We start from the raw sequence: 26,924 nt of genomic DNA, 5'->3' as shown, positions 1-26,924 counted from the left end.
AAAAATAAAGGTAAGGAAATTGAACGTAATGACACCCTTAACTCATACCCTACCTGATTAGATAAAACAAAAAACCAAGCAACATTATTCGCCCGTTACAATCATTCATCAACAACTTATATTCATTAAAATTTAATAGAAGGATGCTAGTATTAAGAATTATTGAAAAGTTGTAATTAAACTGTATTCCATGAGTTCATTTTTCTTTTTTGTTGATAGATTTATAATGAATAATGTGGGTTAGTCTTCAAAATAATTAGACTAAGTTTAAAGAATACCAAAGAATTATGAAAAAAACAATAATTACCGTAGTGATCTGTATGTTGATTTTATCCTGTAAAAATCAAGAACCTATTGCCAAGGGATATCAAGGACAAGGTAAAAGTGCTGTGGTATCTACCCTATCCAAACCAGTACAAAAGCAATGGAAAGGCGTATGGACCTTTGATAATGAAACTGTATTCTTTAGCAATGACTTTGAAAGCGGAAGATTAAACGGAGTTACTTTTGATGGCAACGATCACTACACCACTTTGATTACTGCAGAGAATACACCTGTTAATGTGAGCCCGTGGTATGCTTTTAAAGTGTGGTCTAACACTCCAAAGACCATAACCATAAAAATGACCTATCAAAATTCACGTAGTAGATACTACCCTAAAATTAGTACAGATGGATTGCATTTTACACCATTGGACAGCACCAATTTTACCAGTATCAACCAAGGTTCTGGTTCATTTGGCATAAAGGCAGTACCGGAAATGGTAGAGATAAAAGTAAATATAGATAAATCCCCTATTTATATTACAGCACAAGAACTTTACGGATCCACTAGGGTTAAAAGTTGGATTGATTCATTAGCTACCAAAGACTTTATTTCAACCTACGAAATTGGCAAAAGCAAAGAACAAAGAGCAATGAATTTGATGGAAGTGAGCACTGGGGACCACAAAAAAGCCGTTATGGTCATTTCTAGACAACATCCGCCAGAGGTTACCGGTTTTCTTGCCATGAAATCATTTATTGAAACTTTGAGCGGAGATTCACCAAAGGCCCTAAAATTTAGAGATAACTATGACTTGTTCGTAGTTCCGTTAATGAATCCTGATGGGGTAGACAATGGCCATTGGAGACACAATATGGGCGGAATTGATTTAAACCGAGATTGGCAAGATTTCAATCAACCCGAAACACAAAGCGTAAGGGACTTTCTTGAAAAAAAGGAATCTGAGGGTTATGAATTTGTTTTTGGTGCAGATTTTCATTCCACCTGGGACGATATTTACTATCCAATAGATTCTACGATTACGGGTAATAAAGGCAAAATTGTATTCGACTGGATAAATAATATAACCAATAGACTACCACAGAAGCATACCAATGTAAAACCATCAACAGAAATAAAACCAACAATGGTATCTAGAAATTACTTTTACGTTAACCACCATATGCCGGCCATAGTTTTTGAATTAGGCGATAATACGCCTAGAGATTTTTTAAAAGAAAAAGGAAAGGTAGCAGCCGAAGAATTAATGGATTTATTGGATAATAAAAATTAAAATTAACAAGTAACTAAAAACAAAAAGCCTCATGGAAATTTCCATGAGGCTTTTTATACTATACTTATTTTTATTTAATATAATTAACTTTATATCTCCAAAAGCTAATTCCGCCCAATACTAAAACTCCAGCAACTAAATAATATATAAATGTTGGCGTAATAACCTGTGCTCCACTTGCATAACTATGTAGACCTACCAAGTAAAAATTTACACCAAAATATGTCATCATAATACTACCAAAGGCAACAACGCTCATAAAGTTAAATGTCCATTTACCTCTAAGACCCGGCACTAATCTGGTGTGTATTACAAAGGCGTAGATCATTATGGAAATCAATGCCCAAGTTTCCTTTGGATCCCAACCCCAATAACGCCCCCAACTTTCATTGGCCCATTGACCACCTAAAAAGTTTCCTATGGTAAGCATCACAAGACCTGTGGTTAAAGCAAGTTCATTAATAATGGTCAATTCTTTAATATTGATTGCCATACGTTCTTTATTCTTTTTGGTAGTCAAAATCATTAAGATCAAGGATACCAGACCTAAAATCATACCTACAGTCAAAGGACCATAACTACCCACAATTACCGCAACATGGATCATTAACCAATAACTGTCCAAAACTGGCTGTAAGTTGGCAATAGATGGATCGATCCAACTTTGGTGCGCTATCCACAATAACATTGAAGTAACAAATGCAGATGCCGCAAAAGTCATGTCACTTTTACGGCCCAACGCCCAGCCAATACCCATTGTTGCCCAGGCTACATATAGAATACTTTCATAAGCGTTACTCCAAGGTGCATGCCCGGAGATATACCAACGTAATATTAGACCAGCGGTATGCCAAATGAACAACAACATGATAGTTCCTTTGAAAAAATAAATTGCCACTCTCCAAATGGAACGATCTTTAAAAATTTGAAATATTAGAACAAAGAACATTAAAAGACCTACTAAGGCATAATATTGGTACAACCTATTAAAAATATTCAGCTTGTTGTAGATTACCTCTGTATCTATCTTCTGTTGAGATGGCAACACTTCACTTCCATGGTTAAGCTGATTTTGATGAAATGCAGCCAATAATTTATCAGCAGAAGCATAGTCGCCACTTTGTTGCGCTTTACCTAGCGTCATTAAATAATAAGGCATTGCATTTTTTACAAAATTCGCGTACAACGAATCTCTAATCTCATACTGCCCACCCCTATATTCAACAGCTGAAATCCATTTATTATTTTCATCGTCCAACAATGGAAAAATCTTAACAATGTCTTGTCCTAAAGCCTGATTCAATAGACTTAATCGGATATTGGCATCCTTAAAATCTTGTTGAAATTTGTTTGGATTGTTGGTAGCTGTAGCTTCTCTTAAAAAAGGTTCTAATTTGTACTGTCCTTTTTTATCAAAGAAATCAGTTGCCTTAACGTATTTCTGACCAGAAGGAATACCTATAATTTTTCTAATACTATCGTTTTGCGATTTCTTATCCAAGGCAATAAATTCGGTATTGTACCAAACCGCCGGATTCATCATCATTGAAAGTAAAATTTGATCGGAAGTATACCCTAAGTAAGAATCTTTTAAGCTTAGCTTACGAAGGAGTTCAGATGAAAATGTATTGATAGGCTTCATACGCCCACCTTCATCTTGTATTACCAATTTACCAAACTTATCGGCATGGGCCTTACTGACCATACTGGCTTCAAGCAAAGAATCGATCTGCATTTTGCTTGGCGTCTGTTGGTGACCCTCTTCTGGTGTATGTTGTTCTTGAGCAAAAGAGGAGAATGATAATGTCATTAAAAGGGTAACAACACCAAACATTTTTTTCTTTTTAATTTTAAGCTTATCCAAAGAATCTGCTAAATCTTGAAAACGAGTTTTACCAAAGAACATAATTCCCATTAATCCTATATACAAAAGAAAATAACCAATGTAGGTGATCCAAGTTCCCCAAAAGTCATGATTTACAGATAATGTAGTCCCTTTTTCATCAGGATCAAAACCAGATTGAAAAAAGCGATAACCTTCATGATCCAATACATGGTTCATAAAAATATCGTAATCAAAAGGTCTTTCATCTTCAATAGTCACCCTACTCATAAAAGAGGCATAACCTTTTTCTGTACCAGGATATTTTTCGGCGATAAAATCGTTCAATTTAATACCGAATGGCAATTCATGTACCTTAGATCCATATCTAATGGAAAAATTGAGTCCGCCTACATTAACCTTCTCACTAAAATCAGATGGCCCTTTGCTACCTAGCAATTTTATTTGTTTTGTTTCTCCATTGGCCGATACATCAAAAACAATGGCATCTTGATCCATTTTTGTTTTCTCATCTTCTGGAATTTCAACAATACCATATGAGCCTTGGGTAATAGAATCAGGTATTACAAATTGCATACCTGCCGTATTATACAAAGACCTTAACTGTAAAGGTTGTACACTGTCTTTAACCAAAACCCCTTGAAATTGGTCTGCCATTCGCATAAAATTACCATCAAAAGGAGCATAAATTTGATATAATGAATCGGTCGTCATTATATTGATTGCTCCATCTGTCTTATTATTCAGGGCAAATAACACGTTATGAATACTAGAGACTTTACCATCTTCTAAAAAATGATCATGTCTTTCACCATCGCCAGCTTCAACAATCTTTAAAAACTTAGTTCCTTTTGGGTCCGGTAACAAGCCTTGTTTAGCTCCCTTTATAAATTCAACATAGGAAATTTCAAAATCTTCACCATTGAAATCGGCACTCCATGGTAAGTTAGATTTTATTGCTTCGGGAGTAACGATCAAATCGTCCTCTAAAATTTTTCTTCGAGGTTCACCATCAATTTCACCGTCAACATAAACGGTTAAGTATGTTTTATCTGAGTAGAACACATTCTCTGTATTCCCCTCTCTTATAGGCATCATGCCCTCAAAACTAATGTAACGCGTAACAAAGGCACCAACAATGATCAAGACCCATGACAGGTGCAAAATTAGTACTGGCCACTTTTCCCATCTTAATAAACGGTATCTAGAAATATTACCAATAAAATTGATAACGAAGAACACCATTATAAGCTCAAACCACCAGGTATTATAAATCCAAATTCTAGCAGTTTCTGTACTATACCAGCTTTCAATAAAAGTACCGAATGCCATAGCCGTGGCAAAAACAATAAACAAAATGGACATTAAACGCGTAGAGAAGAATATTTTCTTGAACATTTCCGTCATGGAAGATAGGAGTTGATTTTCAAGTTGCAAAAATAAGGCCTTTTCACCATTTACGAATGACTTTTACCACTTTATAACGTCTTTGAAACTGTTAATTTTAATACAACAATAGATCTATAAACTTTGTACTTTTGCGCCATGATATCCGTAGTAATAGTTGGCACCGGTAATGTAGCGCAAAATCTTTATTATGCCCTACAACAAACCGATGGTGTTAATATTAAACAAGTAGTAGGTAGAAACAGCACTCACTTAGAATTTGTAAAAGATAAACTATTGGTGAATACGGACTTTACCAATATACCAAATGCGGATATTTACCTTTTAGCAATTTCCGATGATGCTATTGGTACAGTAACAAGCTTTTTCAAGGATAAAAACGGACTCGTTGCCCATACCTCAGGAGCCACTTCCATTGCTGTTTTGAACGGGGTAAAAAGACCTGGCATATTTTATCCTTTACAAACCTTCACAAAAGGCAAAATAGTTTCATTCACTTCTATACCTATCTGCATAGAAGCAAATACTAAAACTGATATGGAATTATTAACCGATCTTGGCAAAACTTTAAGCAATACCGTTGTCGAGATAAATTCACAACAACGAAAAACACTACACGTTGCTGCCGTTTTCGTAAATAATTTCACCAATTATCTCTATACCTTAGGAGCTGAAATTTGTGAAGAACATCAAATTGATTTTAACCTTCTAAAACCTTTAATCACAGAAACTGCCACTAAATTAAATGATTTATCTCCTTTACAAGCACAGACAGGACCTGCCAAAAGAGGTGATCAAAAAACATTACACAACCATTTACAACTATTAAAAAACAAACAACAAAGGGAATTATACACCCTTTTAAGCAACGCAATTAAAGAAAAACATGGAAAAGAGCTATAAAGAGTATTTAAAAGATATAACAACATTTATTTTCGATGTCGATGGTGTATTCACGGACGGCAGCCTGATGATTACCAGCAATGGAGAATTATTACGCAATATGAGTGTAAAAGACGGGTATGCTCTTAAAGTTGCCTTGAGCAAAGGCTATAATGTTTGTATTATTACTGGCGGCACCAATGAAGGGGTACGTACTAGACTTGGAGGTTTAGGAGTTACGGATATTTATATGGGCGCACATTATAAAATGGATGCTTTAGATGAGTATATGGACATATACCATATAGAAGCAGAAAATATTTTATATATGGGAGATGACATACCAGATATTCCACCCATGAAAGCTGTTGCACTACCCACCTGCCCGCAAAACGCCGTAGCAGAAGTAAAGAATGTAAGCAAATACATATCTCACAAAAATGGTGGACATGGTTGCGTAAGAGATGTTATTGAGCAAGTTTTAAAAGTACGTGGAGATTGGACCAATCATTTTAGCGCAGCAAACGATTAGATTATGCTGAAACAAAAGTTAAAAGATTATCGCTTAATATTAGCATCAGGTTCCCCAAGAAGACATCAATTTTTCAAGGATATGGAACTTGATTTTGAAGTACAGATAAAATCTGTTGATGAAGTGTATCCATCAGAATTACAGGGCGCAGAAATCTCGGATTACTTGGCTAAATTAAAAGCCAGTGCTTTCAAAGATGAGCTTCAATCTGAAGATATTTTGATAACGTCCGATACGGTGGTATGGCATAAGAATGAGTCTTTGGCAAAAGCAGCAAATGATACTGAAGCCAAAGAAATGCTAAGCAAGCTCTCCGGAGATTGGCATCAAGTTATTTCTTCTGTATGTTTTACAACTGTTGAACGACAAATTGTACAACATTCGATTACCGAAGTCAAGTTCAAGCATTTATCCAAATCCGAGATTCATCATTATATTGAAAAATATAAACCATTTGATAAAGCAGGCGCGTACGGAATTCAAGAATGGATAGGGCTAATAGGTATTGAAGAAATCAAAGGCTCATACACTAGTGTCGTTGGCCTGCCCACCCAACTAGTTTATGACACATTATCAAAATTGGTAACATAAAAAACTATCACCATGAAAAGTATAAAGCAATTAAAACCAACCACATTATTTTACAGTATTTTCGGGGTCCTTTTAATTTTTTCCAGCTGCAAAGAAAAATCGGAAAAGAATAGCGATACTTTAGCCATGGCAACAACTACACCCGTTGTAGAAGTACCTAAAAAACAGTTATCCGAAGAATTCAAAGAATACTGGTATAATGGTACGGCTGAAATTACATCTTATAAACTAGAACAGGCAAGATATGGTGAAATCAGGGAAGGTAGCGCAGTAATGATCTATGTAACCGAACCATTTCTACCAGAACAACAAGTTAAAGCTGACAATAGCCATAAAACCAACATTCCGGTTCTTAAGTTAAATTCCACAAAAAATTACATTACCGGAATATACCCCTACTCTATAATGACCAGTAGTTTCTATCCTGTACATGATAATCAACACGCTATAAAAGTATCTTTCTCATCACAAGAATGGTGCGGACATGTTTATGCGCAATTGAACAATAGAGACGATTTTGAAATTACCAGTCATTCTTATTTTGAATCTGAAGGCGACCAAGATTACAGTATGGAAAAAGCCATTCTTGAAAATGAAATTTGGAACAAAGTAAGAATAGACCCAAAAAATTTACCAATTGGTGAAGTTTCTATAGTTCCTTCTCTTGAATTTATAAGGTTGACCCACAAAGAATTAAAAGCGTATAATGCAATTACCTCTTTAGACACAAAAGGTAATACCAATACATATACTATTAACTATCCAGAACTTGAGCGCACTTTAAAAATCAACTTTGAAAACGAATTTCCATATTTAATAGAAAGTTGGACAGACACCTTTCATGACGGATTTGGTGACAACAAAAAAGTACTGACTTCTAAAGCAACAAGAATTAACAGGATTACAACACCCTATTGGCAACAAAAATCGAATAAGGATTTATCTTTGCGCGATAGTTTAGGGTTATAGCATATGAAAGAATTTATTAATGAGCACTACAATGAACTAATTTATAGTCTCATTGTACTTTTAGTCATCTTAATTTTAAAATTCCTTTTTACTACTGCGGTAAGAAAAGTGAGTAAAATCAGTGATTTTAATCCGGTAAGAACCAACCTGATCATTAAATTCATAAATATTGCATTGACTATCATTACAATAGTAGCACTTACTTTTGTTTGGAGCGTAAACTATCAAGATCTAGGTGTAATGCTATCTTCTGTATTTGCAGTAATTGGTGTTGCATTATTCGCGCAATGGTCCATTCTGAGCAATATAACCGCTGGTGTCATCATTTTCTTCTCCTTTCCATTTAAAATTGGTAACACCATACGCATTTTGGACAAAGAACTTTTAGACCCTGATAATGCTGATCTAGATAAATTTGTAATAGAAGATATTAGGGCTTTTCACTTACATTTAAGAAGAAGTAACGGTGAGATATTAACCTACCCCAATAACCTGGTACTTCAAAAAGGTGTAATTCTTATTTCTACCTATCAACAGGGAGAGTTTTTGAATATGGAAGAAGAGGAAGAGCAGATCATATGATTTTGTTAAAGAAGTCGTAAAATCGTAAGCTTAGGTACTAATCTTATTATATTTGAAATTACTACCAAAACCAACTGAAAATGCGATATTTATTAGGGTTCGTTACCTGCAGCCTATTAGTACTCGGCACCCTGAAAGCCCAAACCCCTAAAAACAGTTCAGCAACAGATATTTACCACGCTATTGAAAAACTCAATTTTCTTGGTACCGCCCTATTTATTGCTGCTCATCCCGATGATGAAAACACTCGTTTAATAGCTTATTTAGCTAATAACGTAAAAGCTAGAACAGCATATTTGTCATTGACTAGAGGAGATGGCGGTCAAAATCTTATTGGACCAGAACTACGTGAACTTTTGGGGGTATTAAGAACGCAAGAACTACTTGCGGCCAGAAGAGTAGATGGCGGAGAACAGTTTTTTAGTAGAGCAAATGATTTTGGCTATTCAAAACAACCCGGTGAAACATTAGAAATCTGGAACAAAGAAGCTATACTAGGTGATGTCGTTAGAACCATTAGAAAGTTTAAGCCAGATGTAATTATCAATAGGTTTGATCATAGAACACCTGGCACCACACATGGACACCATACATCATCTGCCATGTTAAGTTTTGAAGCTTTTGATCTGGCAAATGATGCAAACGCATACCCAGAGCAGTTAAAAATGACCGATACTTGGCAGCCAAAAAGATTATTTTTTAATACTTCATGGTGGTTCTACGGTAGTCAAGAAAAATTTAAGGCTGCAGATAAAACCAATTTACTACATATGGATGTTGGCACCTACTACCCTATGTTAGGCAAATCTAATAATGAAATAGCTTCGTTGGCAAGTAGTCAACATCTTTGCCAAGGGTTTGGTAGATTAAGCACAAGAGGTTCAGAAGATGAATACATTGAATTATTGAAAGGTGATTTACCTGAAGATAAATCTAATATATTCGATGGCATTGATACCACTTGGAAAAGAGTTGATGGTGGTGAACCAATAGGTGATATCCTTTATAAGGTGCAAGAGAATTTCAATTTCAAAGACCCCACTGTTCATATTCCGGAATTGCTTAAAGCATACAATTTATTACAAGGAATATCTGATGTACACTGGAAAGAACTTAAAAGCGAAGAATTAACCGCTATAATTTTCGCCATATCAGGATTGCATTTAGAGGCATTTACCCAGACCGCTTATACCAACCCTGGACAAGAAGTTGAAGTTAATGTGCAGGCACTGAATAGAAGTAATATTGACATAAAATTAAAGTCGGTCTTTATAAACGATCAAAAAGTAGCTATTGATAACGAAGCTTTAAAGAATAATAACCTTGTTACCAAAAAAGTGGACCTGAACATACCTTCTGCAACAGATTACACCAGCCCTTATTGGTTAATTGAGAAAGGTACTTTAGGCACGTACAAGGTTTCTAATACCGATTTAATTGGCAAACCAGAAACGCCAAGAGCATTTTATGCAAAATTCCTAGTGAACATAAATGGCACTTTAATACCAATAACAAGACCTGTTGTTTATAAATATGCCAAACCCGATAAAGGTGAAATTTATCAACCTTTTGAAATTGTACCGGAAGCCACTGCAAGCTTTGCCGATAAAGTATTGATATTTGCGGATGCGTCAAGTAAAAAGGTTCCGGTTACCATAAAAGCACACCAAGACAGCATTTCAGGAACTATAGCATTGGAATACGGTAAAGGATGGAAACTTGATACTGACACACAACCCTTTTCCATTGCCAAAAAAGGTGATGAACAAACGGTGTATTTCACTTTAAGTCCACCATCTACTGAAAACGAAAGTAGTATCTCCCCTATCATTAAAGTAAACGGAAAAGAGATCACAAAGGAATTGGTCACCATTGCATACGATCATGTCCCTACCCAAACGGTTCTGCTACCTTCCGAGGCAAAAGTGGTACGCCTGAACATACAAAAAGCCGGAGAAAATATTGGTTACATTATGGGTGCAGGCGATGAAGTACCCACAAGTTTAGAACAAATTGGCTACAATGTTCAACTTATTGACCCATCAACCATTACAAAAGAATCTTTAAATAAATATGACGCTGTAGTACTTGGTATCAGAGCTTACAATGTTGTAGATGAACTTAAATTTAAACAACGGTTTATTTTAGATTATGCCAAGAACGGTGGTACGGTAATTGTGCAGTATAACACAGCAAGTAGATGGGGCGCACAATTTGAAAATATTGCACCGTATGATATTGAAATTTCAAGAGATAGGGTAACCAATGAAAATTCTGAGGTCAACATTATAGCTAAAGATCATTCTTTGGTTCACTTTCCAAATGAGATTGATGAAAACGATTTTAACGGCTGGGTACAAGAAAGAGGATTATATTTTCCCAATAAATGGAGTAAAGAGTTTACACCAATACTTGAAATGCACGATGAAGGCGAAGAAGCTTCAAAAGGTAGTCTACTGATTTCATCATATGGAAAGGGATATTATATTTATACTGGACTTAGTTTTTTTAGGGAATTACCAGTAGGTGTACCAGGTGCCTATAAATTATTTTCTAATATGCTATCCGTAGGAAAAGAGAAAGTAGAAACGAAAGTGAAAATAAAAGGATGAGTAAAGATCGAAATGAAAATACCACCTGGAAAAAAGAATACACTATTGTTTTAGTGTTAAACCTTATTTATGTACTTGTTTTCTATTACGTAATGACCTCATTCAATTAATATGGAAGGATTAGATTGGATAATTCTTGCCGGTACACTTCTATTCATCGTAATATATGGTGTATGGAAAACCAAAGGAAGCCAGAATGTTAATGATTACGTACGTGGCGGAAACGACTCTAAATGGTGGACCATAGGTTTATCTGTTATGGCAACGCAAGCAAGTGCCATAACATTTCTTTCAACACCAGGTCAAGCCTTTCACGACGGAATGGGGTTTGTGCAATTCTATTTTGGATTGCCCTTTGCCATGATTATCATTTGCATGGTTTTTGTGCCTCTTTACCATAAGATGAAGGTGTATACCGCCTATGAATTTTTAGAAGGTCGGTTCGATCTAAAGACTAGGTCACTAGCAGCGGTTTTATTCTTAATTCAACGAGGTTTAGCTGCAGGTATTACCATATTTGCACCTTCAATTATTTTATCGGCTGTTTTAGGTTGGGACCTAAGAACCTTGAACATTATTATTGGAACCCTGGTAATTATCTACACCGTATCTGGTGGTACAAATGCCGTTAGTGTTACGCAAAAACAGCAGATGTTCATAATTATGACCGGTATGTTCATCACTTTCTTTTTTATATTGGGCTACTTACCTACCGATATTACATTTAGCAAAGCAATGAAAATTGCAGGTGCCAGTAACAAACTTGAAATTTTGAATTTTGATCTGGATACCTCTAGCAGATATACTTTTTGGAGCGGGATCACAGGCGGACTCTTTCTTTTTCTAGCCTATTTTGGAACGGACCAAAGTCAGGTTCAACGATATCTTTCAGGTAAATCCATAAGAGAAAGTCAGTTAGGACTTGTATTCAATGCCATTTTCAAAATACCCATGCAATTCTTTATTTTATTGGTAGGGGTAATGGTTTTTGTCTTCTATCAATACAATCCGTCTCCTTTAAATTTCAACCCTTCTGCAACCCAAGCGGTTATGGAATCTGAATATGCTGAAGACTACAAACTACTGCAAGAAGGACAAATAGCTTTAGAAGCAGAAAAAAGAATAGCCCAAAACAAGTTTTCCGCTGCATTGGAAATAAAAGAATATTCCGCCGTTGAAGAAGCTAAAAAGCAGATTATTCGCATAAACCAAAAAGACAGTACTAATAGAATAGCCGCAAAATCACTTATAAGTCAAGCTAATGATGTTGTAGAAACCAATGACAAAGATTATGTTTTTATACACTTTATCCTTAACAACCTACCCACTGGTCTTGTTGGGTTATTGCTAGCTGTAATACTGTCTGCCGCAATGTCGTCCACTGCATCGGAATTAAATGCTTTAGGGACCATTACGGCTTTAGATTTATATAAGAGAAATAGAAGTTCGGCACAACTAACCGAAGCCCACTACGTCAAAGCTTCTAAATTTTTTACTCTAATTTGGGGTATTGTCGCTATTTTGATTGCATGTATTGCCAATCTTTTCGATAATCTTATACAGTTGGTAAATATTATTGGTAGTATCTTTTACGGGAATGTTTTAGGAATTTTTCTAATTGCATTTTTCTTCAAATTCATTAAAGGTAACGCTGTGTTTTTTGCGGCTGTGGTAACCCAAATTATTATCTGTATTATTTATTATTACCTAATTCATATTTACCCGTCCGGACAAGAAAAATTAGGTTATTTATGGCTAAACTTCTGTGGTGCAGCATTGGTTATTGTAATATCTTTTATATTTGAAGCTTTTGACCGAATGTTAAAAAAGCCATTAACTTAAGAACAACCCAACCGCTTAATGATACATAATAAAGTTAAGTCCTATTTTGAAGATAATTATCTTAAAAATCCCATTCTAATAAAGGCACCTGGGCGCATCAATTTAATTGGTGAGCATACAGATTATAACCAAGGCTTAGTGCTACCCGCCTCTATTGAAAAAGGTATATATTTTGCAGTTTCCGGTAATGAAGAAAACAATATTCAGATAGAATCGTTTTTGACTCAACCGGAGAAAATAGTTTTTCAATTAAATGGTGAGCACAAAGTATTTGAATCTTTTTGGGGAAACTACTTTAAAGCTATCATTGAAATTTTAATAGTCAAAAACTACCCTTTAAAAGGAATGAATTGTGTTTTTGGTGGAGATATACCAATTGGATCAGGTCTGTCCTCCTCTGCTGCACTATGCTGTGGACTTATTTACGCCATTACGCAAGTATCTGACAAAGAAATTTCAAGGGAAGATATTGCACTAATCGCACAAGAAGCAGAACATAAGATTGGATTAAATTGCGGGCTTATGGACCAATATGCCGTGCTTTTCGGTAAAAAAGGAAATGCATTTTTTTTAGATTGCAATGATCTAAGCCATAAATATATTCCAATTAATTTAGATGGTTATAGTTGGGTCTTGATCAACTCTAACATCAAACATAATTTAGCTGTTGATTCTGAATACAATAAAAGACGTATATCTTGTGAGAACATTGTTAAGCAAGTTCAAGCCTATAGACCCCAAGTAAAATCTTTAAGGGATATAAGCAAGGATGATCTGGTGAAGGTAAAAAATAAGGTGAATGAAATTGATATTCAACGGGCAAAGTATATCATAGAAGAAAATGAACGTGTATTGCAAATGATGCAAGAATTAACTGCTGGTGATGCCATTGCTGTCGGTAATGTTTTAAAAGATGGTCATTGGGCCATGTCAACCGAATATGAAATTACTACCAGCGAATTAGACCACTTGGTAAAAATCGGTGAGGAACTAGATGGGGTACTTGGCTCTAGAATGATGGGTGGCGGTTTTGGTGGCTGTACCATAAACCTTATAGAAACAAAATCTTTAGATGAAAGTATAAAGGATTTGCTTAGGTCTTATAAAAACAAAACAGGTATAGATGCTGAATATTACCATTTGGCCATAGATGATGGTGTTAAGGTATTTGAATAAAACGACAATAATTTCCATAAAAAAAGTCCGTGTTTAGCACGGACTTTTTACATTTTAGAAATTGTAGTAATTACTTAGAACTCCACTCTTTTATAGAATCATTGTTCATTTTAATGTAATCATTGTTTCCGGCTGCGGTTGCACCCTCCAAAGATTTTTTTGCAGCCTCAATAGCCCCTTTCTTATCTCCTGCCTTAGCCAAAATTAAAGACTGTTGTCTTAATTGCCAAAATGCAGGTTTCTCGGTCATGGACATAGCTTTGTCCATCCATTCTTTTGCTTTTTTAACATCCTTTCCTTCGCTTGAATAGTAAACAGCGGCAGCATAGTAATCCTCAGCAGTTGGTCCGTTCAAGGCTTTATCAATACTACTCATAACGGCAGCATCGGTAGGAACCGTAAAAGGTATGGCTACATAGGTATTCTCCCAGATTATTCCAATACTAGCACCGTTACTGGTAACATCATCAACGGTGATGGTAAAAGTTTCAACCGGCATTTCAATATTATATACAGGTGTTGTTAATTGTGCAGCAATTTTACTCTCCTCCCATTTACTAGGTGTTCCACCACCAACAATATCAGTATAAATATAAACTTCCCAATTAGAAGCTCCTGGCTTTGTAAAAATTGAATATGTGCCCGCTTTAACCTCTTTACCTCCAATAGTAACATCGGTATCAAAAGAAACTTTGGTGTATGCATTTGCACCTGTACGCCATAATTTGTCAAAAGGCACCAAATTACCATATACCTTTCTACCTCTCATAGATGGTCTTGAATAATCAATGCTTACTTCTGTTAAACCAACGGTCTGAATTAATTTCGCTGCAGGACTTGCCGCAGGAGTATTTATTTGAGCCTCAACAGTTAAAGAGGCAACAATGGCCAATAAAAAAAGTACTACTTTGTTCATGATTTTTTGTGTGATTAGTTATAATCACAAAACTAGCTATAAAGAAAGGGTAGAAATGTTAACAAATACTTAAATAGTATACCCTATAGTTTAATAAACAGCAAAGGGAGTAGAAACAACACTGTCTTCTAAAAAAATAGCCATGTAATATATTGAAGATTCCAAATGCTGGATAATGATACCCTTTTTTTCTACATTTTCAGAATTCTGCCAAACCTCTTTACCGGTAACATCATAAATTACTTTCCCGTAAACATTTTTATCGGTAGAAATAGAATAGTAATAATGATCAGAAGAACGGTCCTTATAAATAATCAATTTTTCATCCTCTTCATTTCCGTCATTGTCATCTAGCAGATCGGGATTATCCGGCTCATTTGGATTCTCTGGTTCATCGGGAGTTTCCGGTTCCTCAGCTTCTTCAGAATCAACTGATGGTATTTGAAATGAGAATAACCTTGACGGAGATTCAATAGTGGGTGTTTGTCTAGAATAATATTCAGAAGAGAAAAAATAGTTACCAGAAGTTGTTTGTGTTATACCTTCCGCCTGCACAAAATTAAGTCCAAGAGATTCCTGGGTAAATCCTTCAAAAGGCATGTCAATTTTTAAATCTTCTACCACACCAACAAAAGGGCTTAAAATTGATGAATAACCAATCAATACTAACCTATTAGCTTCAATATCATGGGTAGCATCGGTTACCAAACCAATATTCTCAATGGCTCCCACGCTAATAGCTATATGATTTCCAGGTAATTTGGAAAATTGATAAGCCTCTGACCCTAAACTTTGCCACTGCTTTGTAAAAACTAGTATATTATCTTCAAGCACTATAAACGCTTCTGCATCCCAATCACTGTTGCCATTATTTTCAAAGTTTTGTTGGTTCTCATAAGAGAAATTAATTATCTCGGCCGTTACAGTATTTGAGCTAGTATATTCATCTTTGGAAATTCTATACACTGCCAAATCTGTTCTTGTACCAACATTGTTACCAAAATCACCTATATAGATATAATCCTCATCTTGAGAAATTGCCTCCCAATCAATATTGGTTACGTTATTGACGATTACTCTTCTTTGAATGGTTAAAGACAAGGTATCCAATTCATACAAAATTGGTTCATTACCAGAATCATTATGGGTAATTAGATTTCCGTTGTAATAAATAAGACCAGAAGTTTCAAAAACATCACTTGGCAGTTCACCCACGGTTTGAACATTTTGCTGTGCATTACCAATAGCGCTGCAAATGATAGTGAAAGTGACAAACAATAGAAGATTTAAAATTTTCATTGATGCAAAATAAGATAGAATAATGATAATCTGCTGTTTTTAAGCAACCTAAATTTATTTTAATCGATAAAGTTAATTTTTGAACCGATAAAAATGTTAATATTAAATTGTTTAACTATTTTTACAAATAATTAAACAAAGTAACATTTGTTTTATTTTCAATATAGCATATGAAATTATATCAGCTACATTCTAAACAGGCTTTACCTATTACAAGGCACGAAGCTTGGCAATTTTTATCAGACCCTGCAAACTTAAAAGTTATTACCCCAAAACATATGGGTTTCAATATACTTACCGGGGCAGACAGGGAAATGTTTCCCGGTCAGATAATTCAATATAAAGTTTCTCCATTTCCCGGGTTTACCACAAAATGGGTAACAGAGATTACGCATGTGGCGCAGGGAAGCTATTTTGTTGATGAACAAAGGTTTGGACCCTATGCACTTTGGCATCATAAACACTTTATAAAAGAAATTGATAACGGTGTAGAAATGGAAGATATCATTGACTATAAACTACCATTAGGGATATTAGGTCAGATCGCTCATCCTATTTTAGTAAAAAAACAACTGCAAGAGATATTCAGTTTTCGAGAGCAAAAATTACAAGAACTATTCGGTTCCATAGCAGATATTCCAACACAACTTGAATTTAAATCTTTTTAAATGAAAAATATACTATTGATAGGCGGTTCGTACGGTATTGGGCAGTCTATAATTACAACGTTAAAGGACACACACCATTTATTTGTGGCATCAAGAACAAATGAAAACCTACATCACAAAAATATTACTCATATTCCTTTTGATGTTACGGTAGATGAACTTGACTTGTCTACAATACCAGAAAAAATAGACGGATTTGTATTTTGCCCAGGTAGCATCAACTTAAAGCCGTTTAAAATGATGTCTTTAGAGACAATAAAAGATGATATGGAACTTAATTTCTTTGCCTTAGTAAAAGTTATGAAACACATTGTCTCTAGAATGAACGAACAATCTAGTATCGTTTTTTTCAGTACTATTGCCGTTGGCACAGGAATGCCATATCATACAAGTGTAGCAGCATCTAAAGGAGCAATTGAGGGATTTGCCAAGTCCTTGGCTGCAGAATATGCGCCAAAGATAAGAGTGAATGTTATTGCCCCATCATTAGTAGATACACCTTTGGCAAAAAGACTATTGAACAATGATAAAAAAAGAGCATTAATGAACGAGCGCCACCCTTTAAACAGAATTGGTAATGCAGAGGATATTGCAGAAACCGCAATATTTTTATTAAGTGATAAAAGCGCTTGGATGACCGGACAAATAATTGGAGTTGATGGCGGACTCTCAACATTAAACATACACTAAATGTCACAAGAAGTATCACTGTTTTGGTTTAGAAGAGATTTAAGATTAGATGATAATGTTGGTTTTTTAGAAGCTTTGAAAAGTAATCATCAAGTATTGCCCATTTTCATTTTCGATAAAGAAATACTATCCAAATTGCCAAAAAACGATGCTCGGGTATCCTTTATTCATGCTACTCTACAGCGCATGCGTAAGCAACTACAAGAAGAATGTGAAAGCTCTATTGCAATGTATCACAGTTCTCCAATTGATGCCTTTAAAACAATCACTGAAAATTTTAATGTAAAAACCGTATTTACCAATAGGGATTATGAACCTTACGCAAAGAACAGAGATAAGAAAATCGCAGATTTTTTAAAGCAGAATGACATTGAATTTAAGACCTATAAAGATCAGGTGATTTTTGAAAAATCTGAAATTGTAAAAAGTGATGGTGACCCTTACGTTGTTTACACACCATATAAAAATAAGTGGCAAGAACAGTTTATTGCCAATACAGATTTAGACATTCATTACACCAGCCAATATTTATCGAATTTGATAAAGAACGCTAGATTACCGAATTTATCATTAAGCGACATCGGTTTTGAAAAATCTAAAATTGAAGTCCCAGATTATGATGTAACCCCTAACCTAATAGACAATTACGAAGACACTCGTAATTTTCCCGCAAAGGATAAAGGAACATCTAGATTAGGACCTCATTTACGTTTTGGTACCGTATCTGTACGTAAAATGATGAAAAAGGCAATAGCCGAACAAAACAAAGTATTTTGGAGCGAGTTAATTTGGAGAGAATTTTTCATGTCCATTTTATACCATTATCCTAAAACGGTCACCAATGCTTTTAGAGCCAAGTATGACCGAATAGAATGGCGCAATAATGAAAAAGAATTTGACAAATGGAAAAAAGGCAAGACAGGATATTTATTGGTCGATGCCGGCATGAGGCAGTTAAATGAAACAGGTTACATGCACAATAGGGTAAGAATGTTAGTTGCTAGTTTTCTATGTAAGCATTTATTGATAGATTGGCGTTGGGGAGAAGCCTATTTTGCGGAAAAATTATTAGACTATGAGATGAGCTCTAACATTGGCAATTGGCAGTGGGCAGCGGGCAGCGGTGTAGATGCGGCACCTTACTTTAGAATCTTTAACCCCATGACACAGGTAGATAAATTTGATAAGGACAAAAAATACATAAAGGAATGGATTCCTGAATATGGTACTGAAGATTATCCAGAAAAAATGGTAGATCACAAAATGGCAAGGGAACGCTGCTTAGAAACTTACAAAGAAGCAGTATCATAATTACGATTTTCATAATTATTCAGAATACAAAAAATCATCAGAAGAAATTAGGTTAAAGTTGAGTATATTTAAAAGGACTAATCAAAACAACTACTTAATCTAATTGAAAAAATGAAAAAAACAATTCTAATGGCGCTCTGTTTTTGCTTGAGTGCAACAGTTTTTGCCCAGAAAATGAGCAAAGACAAAAACCAAATCATCACTTCTGTTGAAAAACACAAAGAAGAATTAATTAAAATTAGCGATTCTATTTGGGCATTGGCAGAAACTGCTTTTGACGAAAGTGAATCTTCACGAATTTTAGCCGATTATGCTGAAAAAAATGGGCTAAAAGTTACAAGAGGCGTTGCAGATATCCCAACCGCTTTTACAGCTACTTACGGATCAGGAAGTCCCGTAATCAGTATTTTGGGAGAGTTTGATGCCTTGCCTGGAATTTCTCAAAAGGCATCACCCGTAAAAGAACCTTATGAAGAAGGTGCGGCTGGGCATGGTTGTGGTCACAACATGTTCGGTACCGCAAGTTTGGGTTCGGCAATTGCTATTAAAGAATTGATGGAAGCCGGAAAAATAAAAGGAACGGTTAAATTTTTAGGCACACCTGCAGAAGAAAAGTATTTTGCTAAAGTTTGGATGGTAAAGGCCGGACTTTGGGATGATGTAGATGTCAATGTAAGCTGGCACCCATCTGCTCAAATAGAGGCAGACGTACAGAGCGGACTTTCGTTAATAGATTTTATCGTAGAATTTTACGGTCAAACAGCTCACGCTTCTGCCGATCCATGGAATGGAAGAAGTGCCTCTGATGCCCTGGAGCTTTATACCACTGGGATAAACTATTATAGAGAACATATTTTACCAACTTCTAGAATACATTATCATATACAAGATGGAGGTCAAGTGGTTAACGTAGTCCCAGACTATGCCAAGCTTTGGGTACGTGTTAGAGATCCCAAAAGATCAAAAATGTTACCCACTTATGAACGTGTAAAAGAAATGGCGGAAGGTGCCGCTATTATGGCCAATGTAGATTATAAGATTTCTTTGGTATCGGGTATTTACGAAACATTGGTAAACCGGTCTGGTGGAGAAATTATGCAATCCAATTTGGAATTGTTAGGTCCTATTACCTACACTGAAGAAGAAACTGCTTTTGGTAAGGCAATACAAAAAGCAACAGGTAAACCAGAGGTGGGAATAGACGGATCGGTACATCCATTAAAGGAAACGGAAAAGAATCCAGGTGGTGGATCTACAGATGTTGGTGATGTAAGTTGGAACGTACCAAATATAAATTTAGGGGTATCCGTAGCTCCTACCGGCACACCGTGGCATTCCTGGGCCGTAGTGGCTTGCGGCGGCATGTCTATTGGTCATAAAGGAATGATACATGCATCTAAGGCAATGGCAATGACTATGCTAGACCTCTTTCAAAATCCAAAATTGGTGAATAAGGTAAAAGAAGAATACAAAACACGTAAAGGTGATGAAGTTTATGAACCTATGATAGATGGTCCGCCACCATTAAACGGTCAATAATTCTAAAGAAAAAAGAAGCTATCTTAACAGATAGCTTCTTTCATTTTTAAGTAACTTGAACCAAACTTAAACAACAAAACAATGAAAAAAATAACGATACTACTATTCACCATATGTAGTACAGTTGTCTCTGCCCAATCGTTTGATTTTAATTATGACCATTATTCTGTAATCGTTAAGGATTTGGACAAGGTGGGAGACTTTTACAAAAACGTTTTAAACCTCAAAGAAATACCGCATCCATCAGCGCCAAGCGGATTTAAGTGGTTTGTTATACAAGGTAATTCTCAGCTACATTTAATAGGAAAAGATAGTGTTGCCATGCAGCACAGCAAAAGTGTACACCTATGTTTGGCCACCCAAAAATTAGATGAGTTAATAGCCTCTTTAGAAGAAAAACAAATTACGTATTATGACTGGCCAGGGGCAGAGAATTCAGTAACCTTAAGAGCAGATGGTGTTAGGCAGATTTATTTAAAAGACCCAGAGAACAATTGGGTAGAAATCAACAATGCGGTTCACTGATTGTTTAATTGACAACTAAAACAAATATGGAAATTAAAAATATTTTCAAACTAGGCTTTCCATGGCAAACACAAGATCCCTTTTTATTTTGTGTTTATCATTTAGACCATTATCCAAAAGGCAATGGAGAGTTAGGACCAGATGATTTATTGGAAGGAAGAACCTTAGGGAATGATTTTGAGATAAAGGATGGCTATAGAATGTATCATGGTACAACGGTGCCAGGTTTTCCTGCTCATCCACATCGTGGATTTGAAACGATTACCATTGTTAATAAAGGATTTTGTGATCATTCAGATTCACTTGGTGCCGCTGGGCGTTTTGGTGAAGGTGATGTACAGTGGATGACGGCCGGTAGAGGTGTTCAGCATTCAGAAATGTTTCCCTTGGTACACACTCAAAAAGAAAATCCTTTAGAGTTATTTCAAATCTGGCTGAACTTACCTGCTAAAAGTAAATTTGTAGACCCACACTTTAAAATGTTATGGCACGAACAAATTCCTGTTGTTAAATTAGAAAACGCCAGCGTAAAAGTTATTGCCGGGCAATTTAATGCAAACAATGCACCAGATCCAGCACCTGACTCTTGGGCAAATGATCCAGAGAATGATGTTGCCATTTGGAATATTACAGTTGAATTAAATGGGACCATTACACTGCCAAAAGCAAAATTAGGTACACAAAGGACAATTTATTTTTATGATGGCAACACCATAAATCTTGCAGGAGAATCCATAGAGCCAAACCATGGCGTAAATGTTGATGCCACTAAAGAAATTAAGATAGAAGCCATTGGTGCAGATGCCCATTTACTTATACTACAAGGTAAACCTATTGAAGAACCTGTTGCTAAATACGGTCCGTTTGTAATGAATACCGATGAAGAATTACAAAATGCGATGAATGAATTTAGAACCACACAATTTGGAGGATGGCCATGGAGATACCCTGACCATACCCATGAAGTTAATCGTGGTAGATTTGCTCAATATCCTGATGGGACAGTTATAGAAAAATAGTATAAAAACTAAAAAACTCCATAATAGACAAGCATCTACTATGGAGTTTTATTTATTTTATAATTAAAGTATTACACTCTAACAATTTTAGCACCAATAGCGCGTAGTCTTTCATCTATATTTTCATAACCACGATCTATCTGTTCAATATTATGAATGGTAGATGTTCCTTTAGCAGATAATGCTGCAATTAACAAAGAAACACCTGCTCTAATATCTGGCGAGGTCATTGTGGTCGCCTTTAATGTAGATTGAAAATCATGACCAATAACAGTAGCCCTATGTGGATCACAAAGAATAACCTTTGCCCCCATATCCAATAACTTATCTACAAAGAACAAACGGCTTTCAAACATCTTTTGATGAATCAATACCTCTCCCCTAGATTGTGTGGCAACTACCAAAATAATACTCAATAAATCCGGAGTTAATCCCGGCCAAGGCGCATCTGCAATGGTTAAAATAGATCCATCTATATAATTTTGAATTTCGTAGCCATCTTTATGCTCAGGAATGTAAATATCATCTCCTTTTCTTTCTAAGGTGATACCCAGTTTACCAAATACCGTAGGTATTTGTCCTAAATCATCCCAACTTACATCTTTAATGGTCAATTCACTTTTAGTCATTGCCGCCAAACCGATCCAACTACCAATTTCGATCATATCGGGCAACATACGGTGATCTGTACCTCCTAATTTTTCAACTCCATCAATAACCAATAGATTAGAACCAACACCTGTAATTTTAGCGCCCATTCTATTTAGCATTTTACAAAGTTGCTGTAAATAAGGTTCACATGCTGCATTATAAATAGTTGTTTGACCTTCCGCCAAGACAGCTGCCATTACAATATTTGCAGTTCCGGTTACAGAAGCTTCATCTAACAACATATAGGTACCCTTCAGCTTATCAGCTTCAACACCATAGAAGTATTCCTCCTTATTATAGCGAAATTTTGCACCAAGCTTAATAAAGCCTTCAAAATGGGTATCTAAACGTCTACGTCCAATTTTGTCACCACCTGGTTTAGGAATATATCCTTTTCCAAAACGTGCCAATAATGGACCTACCAACATAATAGATCCTCTTAAACCTCTACCATCTTGCTTGAACTGATCAGATTGTAAATATTCTAAATTAACATCGTCTGCCTTAAATGTATAGGAGCCTTTGCCTTTCTTCTGAATTTTAACACCTAGATCTTCTAAAAGTGCAATGAGTTTATTTACATCAACGATATCCGGTATATTGTTGATCGTTACTTTTTCATCTGTAAGTAGTACAGCGCAAAGTATTTGAAGTGCTTCGTTCTTTGCACCTTGAGGTGTTATTTCACCAGATAACTGGTGCCCTCCTTCAATTTTGAATGTCCCCATCTAGAGAAGTGGAAATTAATAGCGTTTTTTACCGCGGTTATTATTTCTTTGATTTTTTTTATTTGAACTGGACCTAGGGTTTTTGGCAACTCTATTCTTCAAAAACTGACCACTATCCGTTAAGCTTTCACCTGTTGAAGCCAAGTCTATACGACCATCACTTAACTCAAATAAATGCTTAAATATAGCTTTGTCGTCAACAACGTCTTTGTTCCAGTTTAAATAGCATTTTTTCATATGGTTGGCAATTGCATACTCTAAACCAGAGCGTTTATCACCTTTCTCCCACTCTACAGCTACATCTATCATACGTTTTATGTTGTTGCCATAAAACCTGTATTTAGGAAAATTCTGTGGATACTCTAATGCATCGGGTCGTTGTTTCAATACTTCTTTTGAAGTAATTGGAAAAGGTGAGTCCACATCCAACTTAAAATCAGACATGATAAAAAGTTGATCCCAAAGTTTGTGTTGAAAATCTGGCACATCACGTAAATGTGGTTGCAGATTTCCCATTACACTTATAATTGCCTGGGCTACTTTATTTCTTTCTTCGCGATCTTCAATGGATACTGCATGATCTACCATTTTTTGAAAATGACGACCGTATTCAGGTATGATCAAATGAGGACGCTCCGTATTGTATTCTAGGTTTTCTACTAATTGCAAATTGAAAATTTTAGCTTAATGTGTTTGAGAAGTGTTCTAATAACGATGCCAAATTAATAAAATTATAGATGAAATGCTATTTTATAAGGAGATTACCCCTCCTATTTCACCAACTTCCTTATATTTTTCTATAACCTGATCAGGTCCGTTTAAATTAACGGTAATAGAAACACTGGTATATTTTCCATTTTTGGATTTCTTTAAGTTGATGACAGCTCCCATATTATCAAAAATTGCTTCGATCTGGTCTATTTTACCTGTAGCGGTTTCAACAATGAACTTGTAAAGATAATTAGACGGCCATTTAGAAGTTTCTGTAAGCTGCTCTCTTAATTTTTTATAAAATTCCTCTGGATTCTTTTCGTCCATAACTCATATTTTAAGCAAAGATAAGTCTAATACACCAGTTTTTTAATACTAGCGGTTTATGTACTTTTGCGTTTATAATATAAGAGTTTGAAAAGCAAAAGAATTGTTGTCACTGGAGGACCGGGGACTGGAAAAACCGTATTGATATCATCCCTGGAAAATGATGGCTACCATTGTTTTCATGAAGTTATAAGAACCATGACTTTAGATGCATTGGGTGATGTTTCATTAGAAGATCAATTGGTCAACCCTATTGATTTTGTTAAAGATGCCAAGAGTTTTAACGATGAGTTGATCAATGCTCGACTAAAGCATTTTGAGAACGGTAACAACATAAATAAAGAACACGTGTTCTACGATCGTGGATTACCTGACGTTATTGCATATATGAACTATTTTGGGCAATCTCCTGAGCCACGTTATGCCGATTTATGTTCAAAAAACAGGTATGACGAAGTGTTAATACTACCACCATGGAAAGAAATCTATGTACAGGATAATGAAAGAATGGAAAATTTTGAGCAAGCCTGTGGTATTCATGAACAATTGGAAAACACGTACATACAATTAGGGTACAAACCTGTTGAAGTTCCTTTTGGGACCATTGAAAATAGATTGCAATTTGTAATAGACCACATAAACGGCGCTAGTGAATAATACCCCAAAAGAAATCTTATCCAAATACTGGGGTTTTGATAGTTTTAGGGGCTCTCAAGAAGAAATCATCAATGCCATAATCAATGGTCAAGATGTACTAGGTCTATTGCCCACTGGTGGTGGAAAATCTATTTGTTTTCAGGTTCCTGCGTTATCAAAAGAAGGCATTTGCATTGTAATATCGCCGCTTATCGCTTTAATTGAAAACCAAGTAAACAATCTTCAATCATTAGGCATTAAAGCCATAGGTCTAAAAGGCGGACTTAAATTCAACGAGATCGATAAGCTATTGGACAATTGCATTTATGGTAATTACAAATTCCTATACCTATCACCGGAACGCCTACAGCAAGAATTAGTACAAGAGCGTATCAAAAGCATGAACGTTTCTATGTATGTTATTGATGAAGCCCACTGTATATCACAATGGGGACATGATTTTAGACCCGCTTATTTAAGTTGCTCCATTTTAAGGGAATTACACCCTACTCCTCCAATGGTAGCTTTGACCGCAACGGCTACAAAAAGAGTAAGTGAAGATATTATCAGTTCATTAGAACTTACTTACCCTTTAGTCATAAAAGATTCATTTTTTAGAAAAAATATTGGGCTAGAAGTTCAGTTTACCGAAGATAAAAGAGGGTTTTTAAAACAATACTGCCAACAAATACGGCATAGTGCCATAATTTACGTTAGAAGTAGAAGAATGGCAGAAGAATTGTCTAAGTTCTTGGTGAACAACAACCTTAGTGCTACTTTTTACCATGGCGGTGTAGATCAGGTAAAAAAAACAGAACGATTGAATTTTTGGCTTAAGAACAAGTACAAAATTATGGTCGCCACCAATGCCTTTGGTATGGGCATAGACAAACCAGACGTAGAATTGGTTATACATTATCAAATTCCCGATAGTTTAGAAAATTACTTTCAAGAGGCTGGTAGAGCCGGTAGAAATGGGGAATTTTCAAAAGCAATAATACTGACCAATACAACCGATAAAGTTCTGGTAAAAAGGCAGTTTATTGAAATTCTACCTAGTGTTGCCCAGGTGAAGTTGATCTATAAAAAACTAAATACTTTCTTTCAAATTGGATTTGGCGAATTCACCGAAGCAAAATTTCATCTTAATTTCAATAAATTCTGTAGCATTTATAAGCTCAATACCTTTGTTACTTATAATACCTTACAGTTATTGGACAGAAATTCGGTTATTTCACTTTCTGAAAACTTTTCAAAAAAAATTACCATTAAATTTATAACGGACAAGGACACCCTTTATCGATATATAGATAAGAACAACAAACTGGGTGATTTCATAAAAATTGTACTTCGAACCTATGGTGGGTTATTTGAGTTTGACACACATATTAACACCTATGTATTATCCAAAAAAACAGCTCTACCAGAAAAAATGATCCATCAAAATTTTGAACAATTGGCAAAAGATGAGATTATAGATTACACAAGCGCATCTAGCGATTTAGAATTGTATTTCTTGGTACCAAGAGATGATGACAGGACTATAAATGTATTTGCAAAAAATATTGAAGAACAAAACCAACTTAAAATAGCAAAAGTTGATGCTATGCTTACTTACATTGAAAATGATACTATGTGTAGAAGCATACAACTCTTACATTATTTTGGAGAACAACAAGAACAACCCTGCGGAATATGTGATGTTTGCGTTAGTCAGTCAATAGGAAACACACCTATTGTTCACGCCAAAATAAAAATCATCCAAATATTAAAAGAGAAAAATGCAGGTTCACGAGAATTACAAAATAAACTCAATACCACTCAAGAGATAACCATTGCAGCCATACAAGAGCTCTTGGAGGATAATTATATTACATTAAACAACATTAACGAATACCAACTATTATAA

23 protein-coding genes are annotated in these 26,924 nt (G+C 35.5%); 17 read left to right on the top strand and 6 right to left on the bottom strand.

Annotated elements, in window-relative coordinates; all coding sequences use genetic code 11:
• Window positions 1-287 precede the first annotated feature (287 nt).
• Complete coding sequence (locus CSC80_RS12435; RefSeq protein WP_099192235.1) at window positions 288-1,559, top strand: M14 family metallopeptidase; 1,272 nt, start codon at window positions 288-290, stop codon at window positions 1,557-1,559.
• A 70-nt stretch (window positions 1,560-1,629) separates the two neighbouring features.
• On the opposite strand, the gene ccsA is transcribed toward CSC80_RS12435, so the two are convergent.
• Window positions 1,630-4,809 carry a cytochrome c biogenesis protein CcsA gene (gene ccsA / locus CSC80_RS12430; protein ID WP_091604658.1) on the bottom strand — a complete coding sequence of 1,060 codons (3,180 nt, stop codon included), beginning with the start codon at window positions 4,807-4,809 and terminating at the stop codon, window positions 1,630-1,632.
• A 138-nt stretch (window positions 4,810-4,947) separates the two neighbouring features.
• Here ccsA and CSC80_RS12425 point away from each other — a divergent pair, with 138 nt between their 5' ends.
• From CSC80_RS12425 to galK, 8 genes are all read left to right on the top strand, one after another.
• The gene (locus CSC80_RS12425; RefSeq protein ID WP_091604661.1) at window positions 4,948-5,712 is read left to right on the top strand and encodes a Rossmann-like and DUF2520 domain-containing protein; all 765 of its coding nucleotides are present in this window, start codon (window positions 4,948-4,950) and stop codon (window positions 5,710-5,712) included.
• The gene (locus CSC80_RS12420) at window positions 5,696-6,223 is read left to right on the top strand and encodes an HAD-IIIA family hydrolase (protein WP_099192233.1); all 528 of its coding nucleotides are present in this window, start codon (window positions 5,696-5,698) and stop codon (window positions 6,221-6,223) included. The genes CSC80_RS12425 and CSC80_RS12420 overlap by 17 nt, the downstream gene beginning before the upstream one ends.
• A 3-nt stretch (window positions 6,224-6,226) precedes the next feature.
• Complete coding sequence (locus tag CSC80_RS12415; RefSeq protein ID WP_091604664.1) at window positions 6,227-6,814, top strand: Maf family nucleotide pyrophosphatase; 588 nt, start codon at window positions 6,227-6,229, stop codon at window positions 6,812-6,814.
• 12 nt (window positions 6,815-6,826) lie between these two features.
• Entirely contained in the window at window positions 6,827-7,783 is a 957-nt protein-coding gene (locus CSC80_RS12410; protein ID WP_099192231.1) for a septum formation inhibitor Maf, read from the top strand.
• Between the two features lie 3 nt (window positions 7,784-7,786).
• Window positions 7,787-8,365, top strand: a complete 579-nt coding sequence (locus CSC80_RS12405) for a mechanosensitive ion channel domain-containing protein (protein ID WP_099192229.1) — start codon at window positions 7,787-7,789, stop codon at window positions 8,363-8,365.
• A gap of 80 nt (window positions 8,366-8,445) precedes the next feature.
• A complete protein-coding gene (locus tag CSC80_RS12400) occupies window positions 8,446-10,977 on the top strand; it encodes a PIG-L family deacetylase (RefSeq protein WP_099192227.1) in 2,532 nt (843 codons plus the stop codon).
• 111 nt (window positions 10,978-11,088) lie between these two features.
• Complete coding sequence (locus tag CSC80_RS12395; RefSeq protein WP_074673637.1) at window positions 11,089-12,819, top strand: sodium:solute symporter; 1,731 nt, start codon at window positions 11,089-11,091, stop codon at window positions 12,817-12,819.
• 18 nt (window positions 12,820-12,837) lie between these two features.
• Entirely contained in the window at window positions 12,838-13,995 is a 1,158-nt protein-coding gene (gene galK, locus CSC80_RS12390; protein ID WP_099192225.1) for a galactokinase, read from the top strand.
• A 70-nt stretch (window positions 13,996-14,065) separates the two neighbouring features.
• Here galK and CSC80_RS12385 read toward each other — a convergent pair whose 3' ends face one another.
• Both CSC80_RS12385 and CSC80_RS12380 read right to left on the bottom strand, forming a co-directional pair.
• Complete coding sequence (locus CSC80_RS12385; protein ID WP_099192223.1) at window positions 14,066-14,911, bottom strand: DUF2911 domain-containing protein; 846 nt, start codon at window positions 14,909-14,911, stop codon at window positions 14,066-14,068.
• Between the two features lie 90 nt (window positions 14,912-15,001).
• The gene (locus tag CSC80_RS12380; RefSeq protein WP_099192221.1) at window positions 15,002-16,210 is read right to left on the bottom strand and encodes a secretion protein; all 1,209 of its coding nucleotides are present in this window, start codon (window positions 16,208-16,210) and stop codon (window positions 15,002-15,004) included.
• Window positions 16,211-16,380: 170 nt separating this feature from the next.
• On the opposite strand from CSC80_RS12380, the gene CSC80_RS12375 reads away from it, so the two are divergent.
• From CSC80_RS12375 to CSC80_RS12350, 6 genes are all read left to right on the top strand, one after another.
• Entirely contained in the window at window positions 16,381-16,878 is a 498-nt protein-coding gene (locus CSC80_RS12375) for an SRPBCC family protein (RefSeq protein ID WP_074673633.1), read from the top strand.
• Complete coding sequence (locus CSC80_RS12370) at window positions 16,879-17,568, top strand: SDR family oxidoreductase (protein ID WP_099192219.1); 690 nt, start codon at window positions 16,879-16,881, stop codon at window positions 17,566-17,568.
• Entirely contained in the window at window positions 17,569-18,879 is a 1,311-nt protein-coding gene (locus CSC80_RS12365; protein ID WP_099192217.1) for a deoxyribodipyrimidine photo-lyase, read from the top strand. It abuts the gene before it with no gap.
• Window positions 18,880-18,990: 111 nt separating this feature from the next.
• Window positions 18,991-20,418 carry an amidohydrolase gene (locus CSC80_RS12360; RefSeq protein WP_071342064.1) on the top strand — a complete coding sequence of 476 codons (1,428 nt, stop codon included), beginning with the start codon at window positions 18,991-18,993 and terminating at the stop codon, window positions 20,416-20,418.
• An 81-nt stretch (window positions 20,419-20,499) separates the two neighbouring features.
• On the top strand, window positions 20,500-20,943 hold the full coding sequence (locus tag CSC80_RS12355) for a VOC family protein (protein ID WP_091604687.1): 444 nt from the start codon (window positions 20,500-20,502) through the stop codon (window positions 20,941-20,943).
• 26 nt (window positions 20,944-20,969) lie between these two features.
• Window positions 20,970-21,962 carry a pirin family protein gene (locus CSC80_RS12350; protein WP_099192216.1) on the top strand — a complete coding sequence of 331 codons (993 nt, stop codon included), beginning with the start codon at window positions 20,970-20,972 and terminating at the stop codon, window positions 21,960-21,962.
• A 71-nt stretch (window positions 21,963-22,033) separates the two neighbouring features.
• Here CSC80_RS12350 and murA read toward each other — a convergent pair whose 3' ends face one another.
• The 3 genes from murA to CSC80_RS12335 form a co-directional block, all read right to left on the bottom strand.
• On the bottom strand, window positions 22,034-23,341 hold the full coding sequence (murA, locus tag CSC80_RS12345; RefSeq protein WP_099192214.1) for a UDP-N-acetylglucosamine 1-carboxyvinyltransferase: 1,308 nt from the start codon (window positions 23,339-23,341) through the stop codon (window positions 22,034-22,036).
• A gap of 15 nt (window positions 23,342-23,356) precedes the next feature.
• Window positions 23,357-24,010, bottom strand: coding sequence for a DUF4290 domain-containing protein (locus CSC80_RS12340; RefSeq protein ID WP_058102547.1), 654 nt, complete (start codon window positions 24,008-24,010; stop codon window positions 23,357-23,359).
• Between the two features lie 81 nt (window positions 24,011-24,091).
• A complete protein-coding gene (locus tag CSC80_RS12335) occupies window positions 24,092-24,379 on the bottom strand; it encodes a DUF493 family protein (protein WP_058102546.1) in 288 nt (95 codons plus the stop codon).
• An 87-nt stretch (window positions 24,380-24,466) separates the two neighbouring features.
• Here CSC80_RS12335 and CSC80_RS12330 point away from each other — a divergent pair, with 87 nt between their 5' ends.
• Complete coding sequence (locus CSC80_RS12330) at window positions 24,467-25,036, top strand: ATP-binding protein (RefSeq protein ID WP_099192211.1); 570 nt, start codon at window positions 24,467-24,469, stop codon at window positions 25,034-25,036.
• Entirely contained in the window at window positions 25,029-26,924 is a 1,896-nt protein-coding gene (locus CSC80_RS12325) for a RecQ family ATP-dependent DNA helicase (RefSeq protein ID WP_099192210.1), read from the top strand. Before CSC80_RS12330 ends, CSC80_RS12325 begins: the two co-directional genes overlap by 8 nt.

This window comes from Maribacter sp. 6B07, assembly GCF_002700155.1.
Lineage (GTDB): Bacteria > Bacteroidota > Bacteroidia > Flavobacteriales > Flavobacteriaceae > Maribacter > Maribacter dokdonensis.
This window is presented reverse-complemented; position numbering and strand designations above follow the sequence as displayed.

Excerpts from the sequence above, each read along its gene's own strand:
- CSC80_RS12435 (WP_099192235.1), top strand. The coding sequence starts at position 288 with ATGAAAAAAACAATAATTACCGTAGTGATCTGTATGTTGATTTTATCC.
- ccsA (WP_091604658.1), bottom strand. The coding sequence starts at position 4,809 with ATGACGGAAATGTTCAAGAAAATATTCTTCTCTACGCGTTTAATGTCC.
- CSC80_RS12425 (WP_091604661.1), top strand. The coding sequence starts at position 4,948 with ATGATATCCGTAGTAATAGTTGGCACCGGTAATGTAGCGCAAAATCTT.
- CSC80_RS12420 (WP_099192233.1), top strand. The coding sequence starts at position 5,696 with ATGGAAAAGAGCTATAAAGAGTATTTAAAAGATATAACAACATTTATT.
- CSC80_RS12415 (WP_091604664.1), top strand. The coding sequence starts at position 6,227 with ATGCTGAAACAAAAGTTAAAAGATTATCGCTTAATATTAGCATCAGGT.
- CSC80_RS12410 (WP_099192231.1), top strand. The coding sequence starts at position 6,827 with ATGAAAAGTATAAAGCAATTAAAACCAACCACATTATTTTACAGTATT.
- CSC80_RS12405 (WP_099192229.1), top strand. The coding sequence starts at position 7,787 with ATGAAAGAATTTATTAATGAGCACTACAATGAACTAATTTATAGTCTC.
- CSC80_RS12400 (WP_099192227.1), top strand. The coding sequence starts at position 8,446 with ATGCGATATTTATTAGGGTTCGTTACCTGCAGCCTATTAGTACTCGGC.
- CSC80_RS12395 (WP_074673637.1), top strand. The coding sequence starts at position 11,089 with ATGGAAGGATTAGATTGGATAATTCTTGCCGGTACACTTCTATTCATC.
- galK (WP_099192225.1), top strand. The coding sequence starts at position 12,838 with ATGATACATAATAAAGTTAAGTCCTATTTTGAAGATAATTATCTTAAA.
- CSC80_RS12385 (WP_099192223.1), bottom strand. The coding sequence starts at position 14,911 with ATGAACAAAGTAGTACTTTTTTTATTGGCCATTGTTGCCTCTTTAACT.
- CSC80_RS12380 (WP_099192221.1), bottom strand. The coding sequence starts at position 16,210 with ATGAAAATTTTAAATCTTCTATTGTTTGTCACTTTCACTATCATTTGC.
- CSC80_RS12375 (WP_074673633.1), top strand. The coding sequence starts at position 16,381 with ATGAAATTATATCAGCTACATTCTAAACAGGCTTTACCTATTACAAGG.
- CSC80_RS12370 (WP_099192219.1), top strand. The coding sequence starts at position 16,879 with ATGAAAAATATACTATTGATAGGCGGTTCGTACGGTATTGGGCAGTCT.
- CSC80_RS12365 (WP_099192217.1), top strand. The coding sequence starts at position 17,569 with ATGTCACAAGAAGTATCACTGTTTTGGTTTAGAAGAGATTTAAGATTA.
- CSC80_RS12360 (WP_071342064.1), top strand. The coding sequence starts at position 18,991 with ATGAAAAAAACAATTCTAATGGCGCTCTGTTTTTGCTTGAGTGCAACA.
- CSC80_RS12355 (WP_091604687.1), top strand. The coding sequence starts at position 20,500 with ATGAAAAAAATAACGATACTACTATTCACCATATGTAGTACAGTTGTC.
- CSC80_RS12350 (WP_099192216.1), top strand. The coding sequence starts at position 20,970 with ATGGAAATTAAAAATATTTTCAAACTAGGCTTTCCATGGCAAACACAA.
- murA (WP_099192214.1), bottom strand. The coding sequence starts at position 23,341 with ATGGGGACATTCAAAATTGAAGGAGGGCACCAGTTATCTGGTGAAATA.
- CSC80_RS12335 (WP_058102546.1), bottom strand. The coding sequence starts at position 24,379 with ATGGACGAAAAGAATCCAGAGGAATTTTATAAAAAATTAAGAGAGCAG.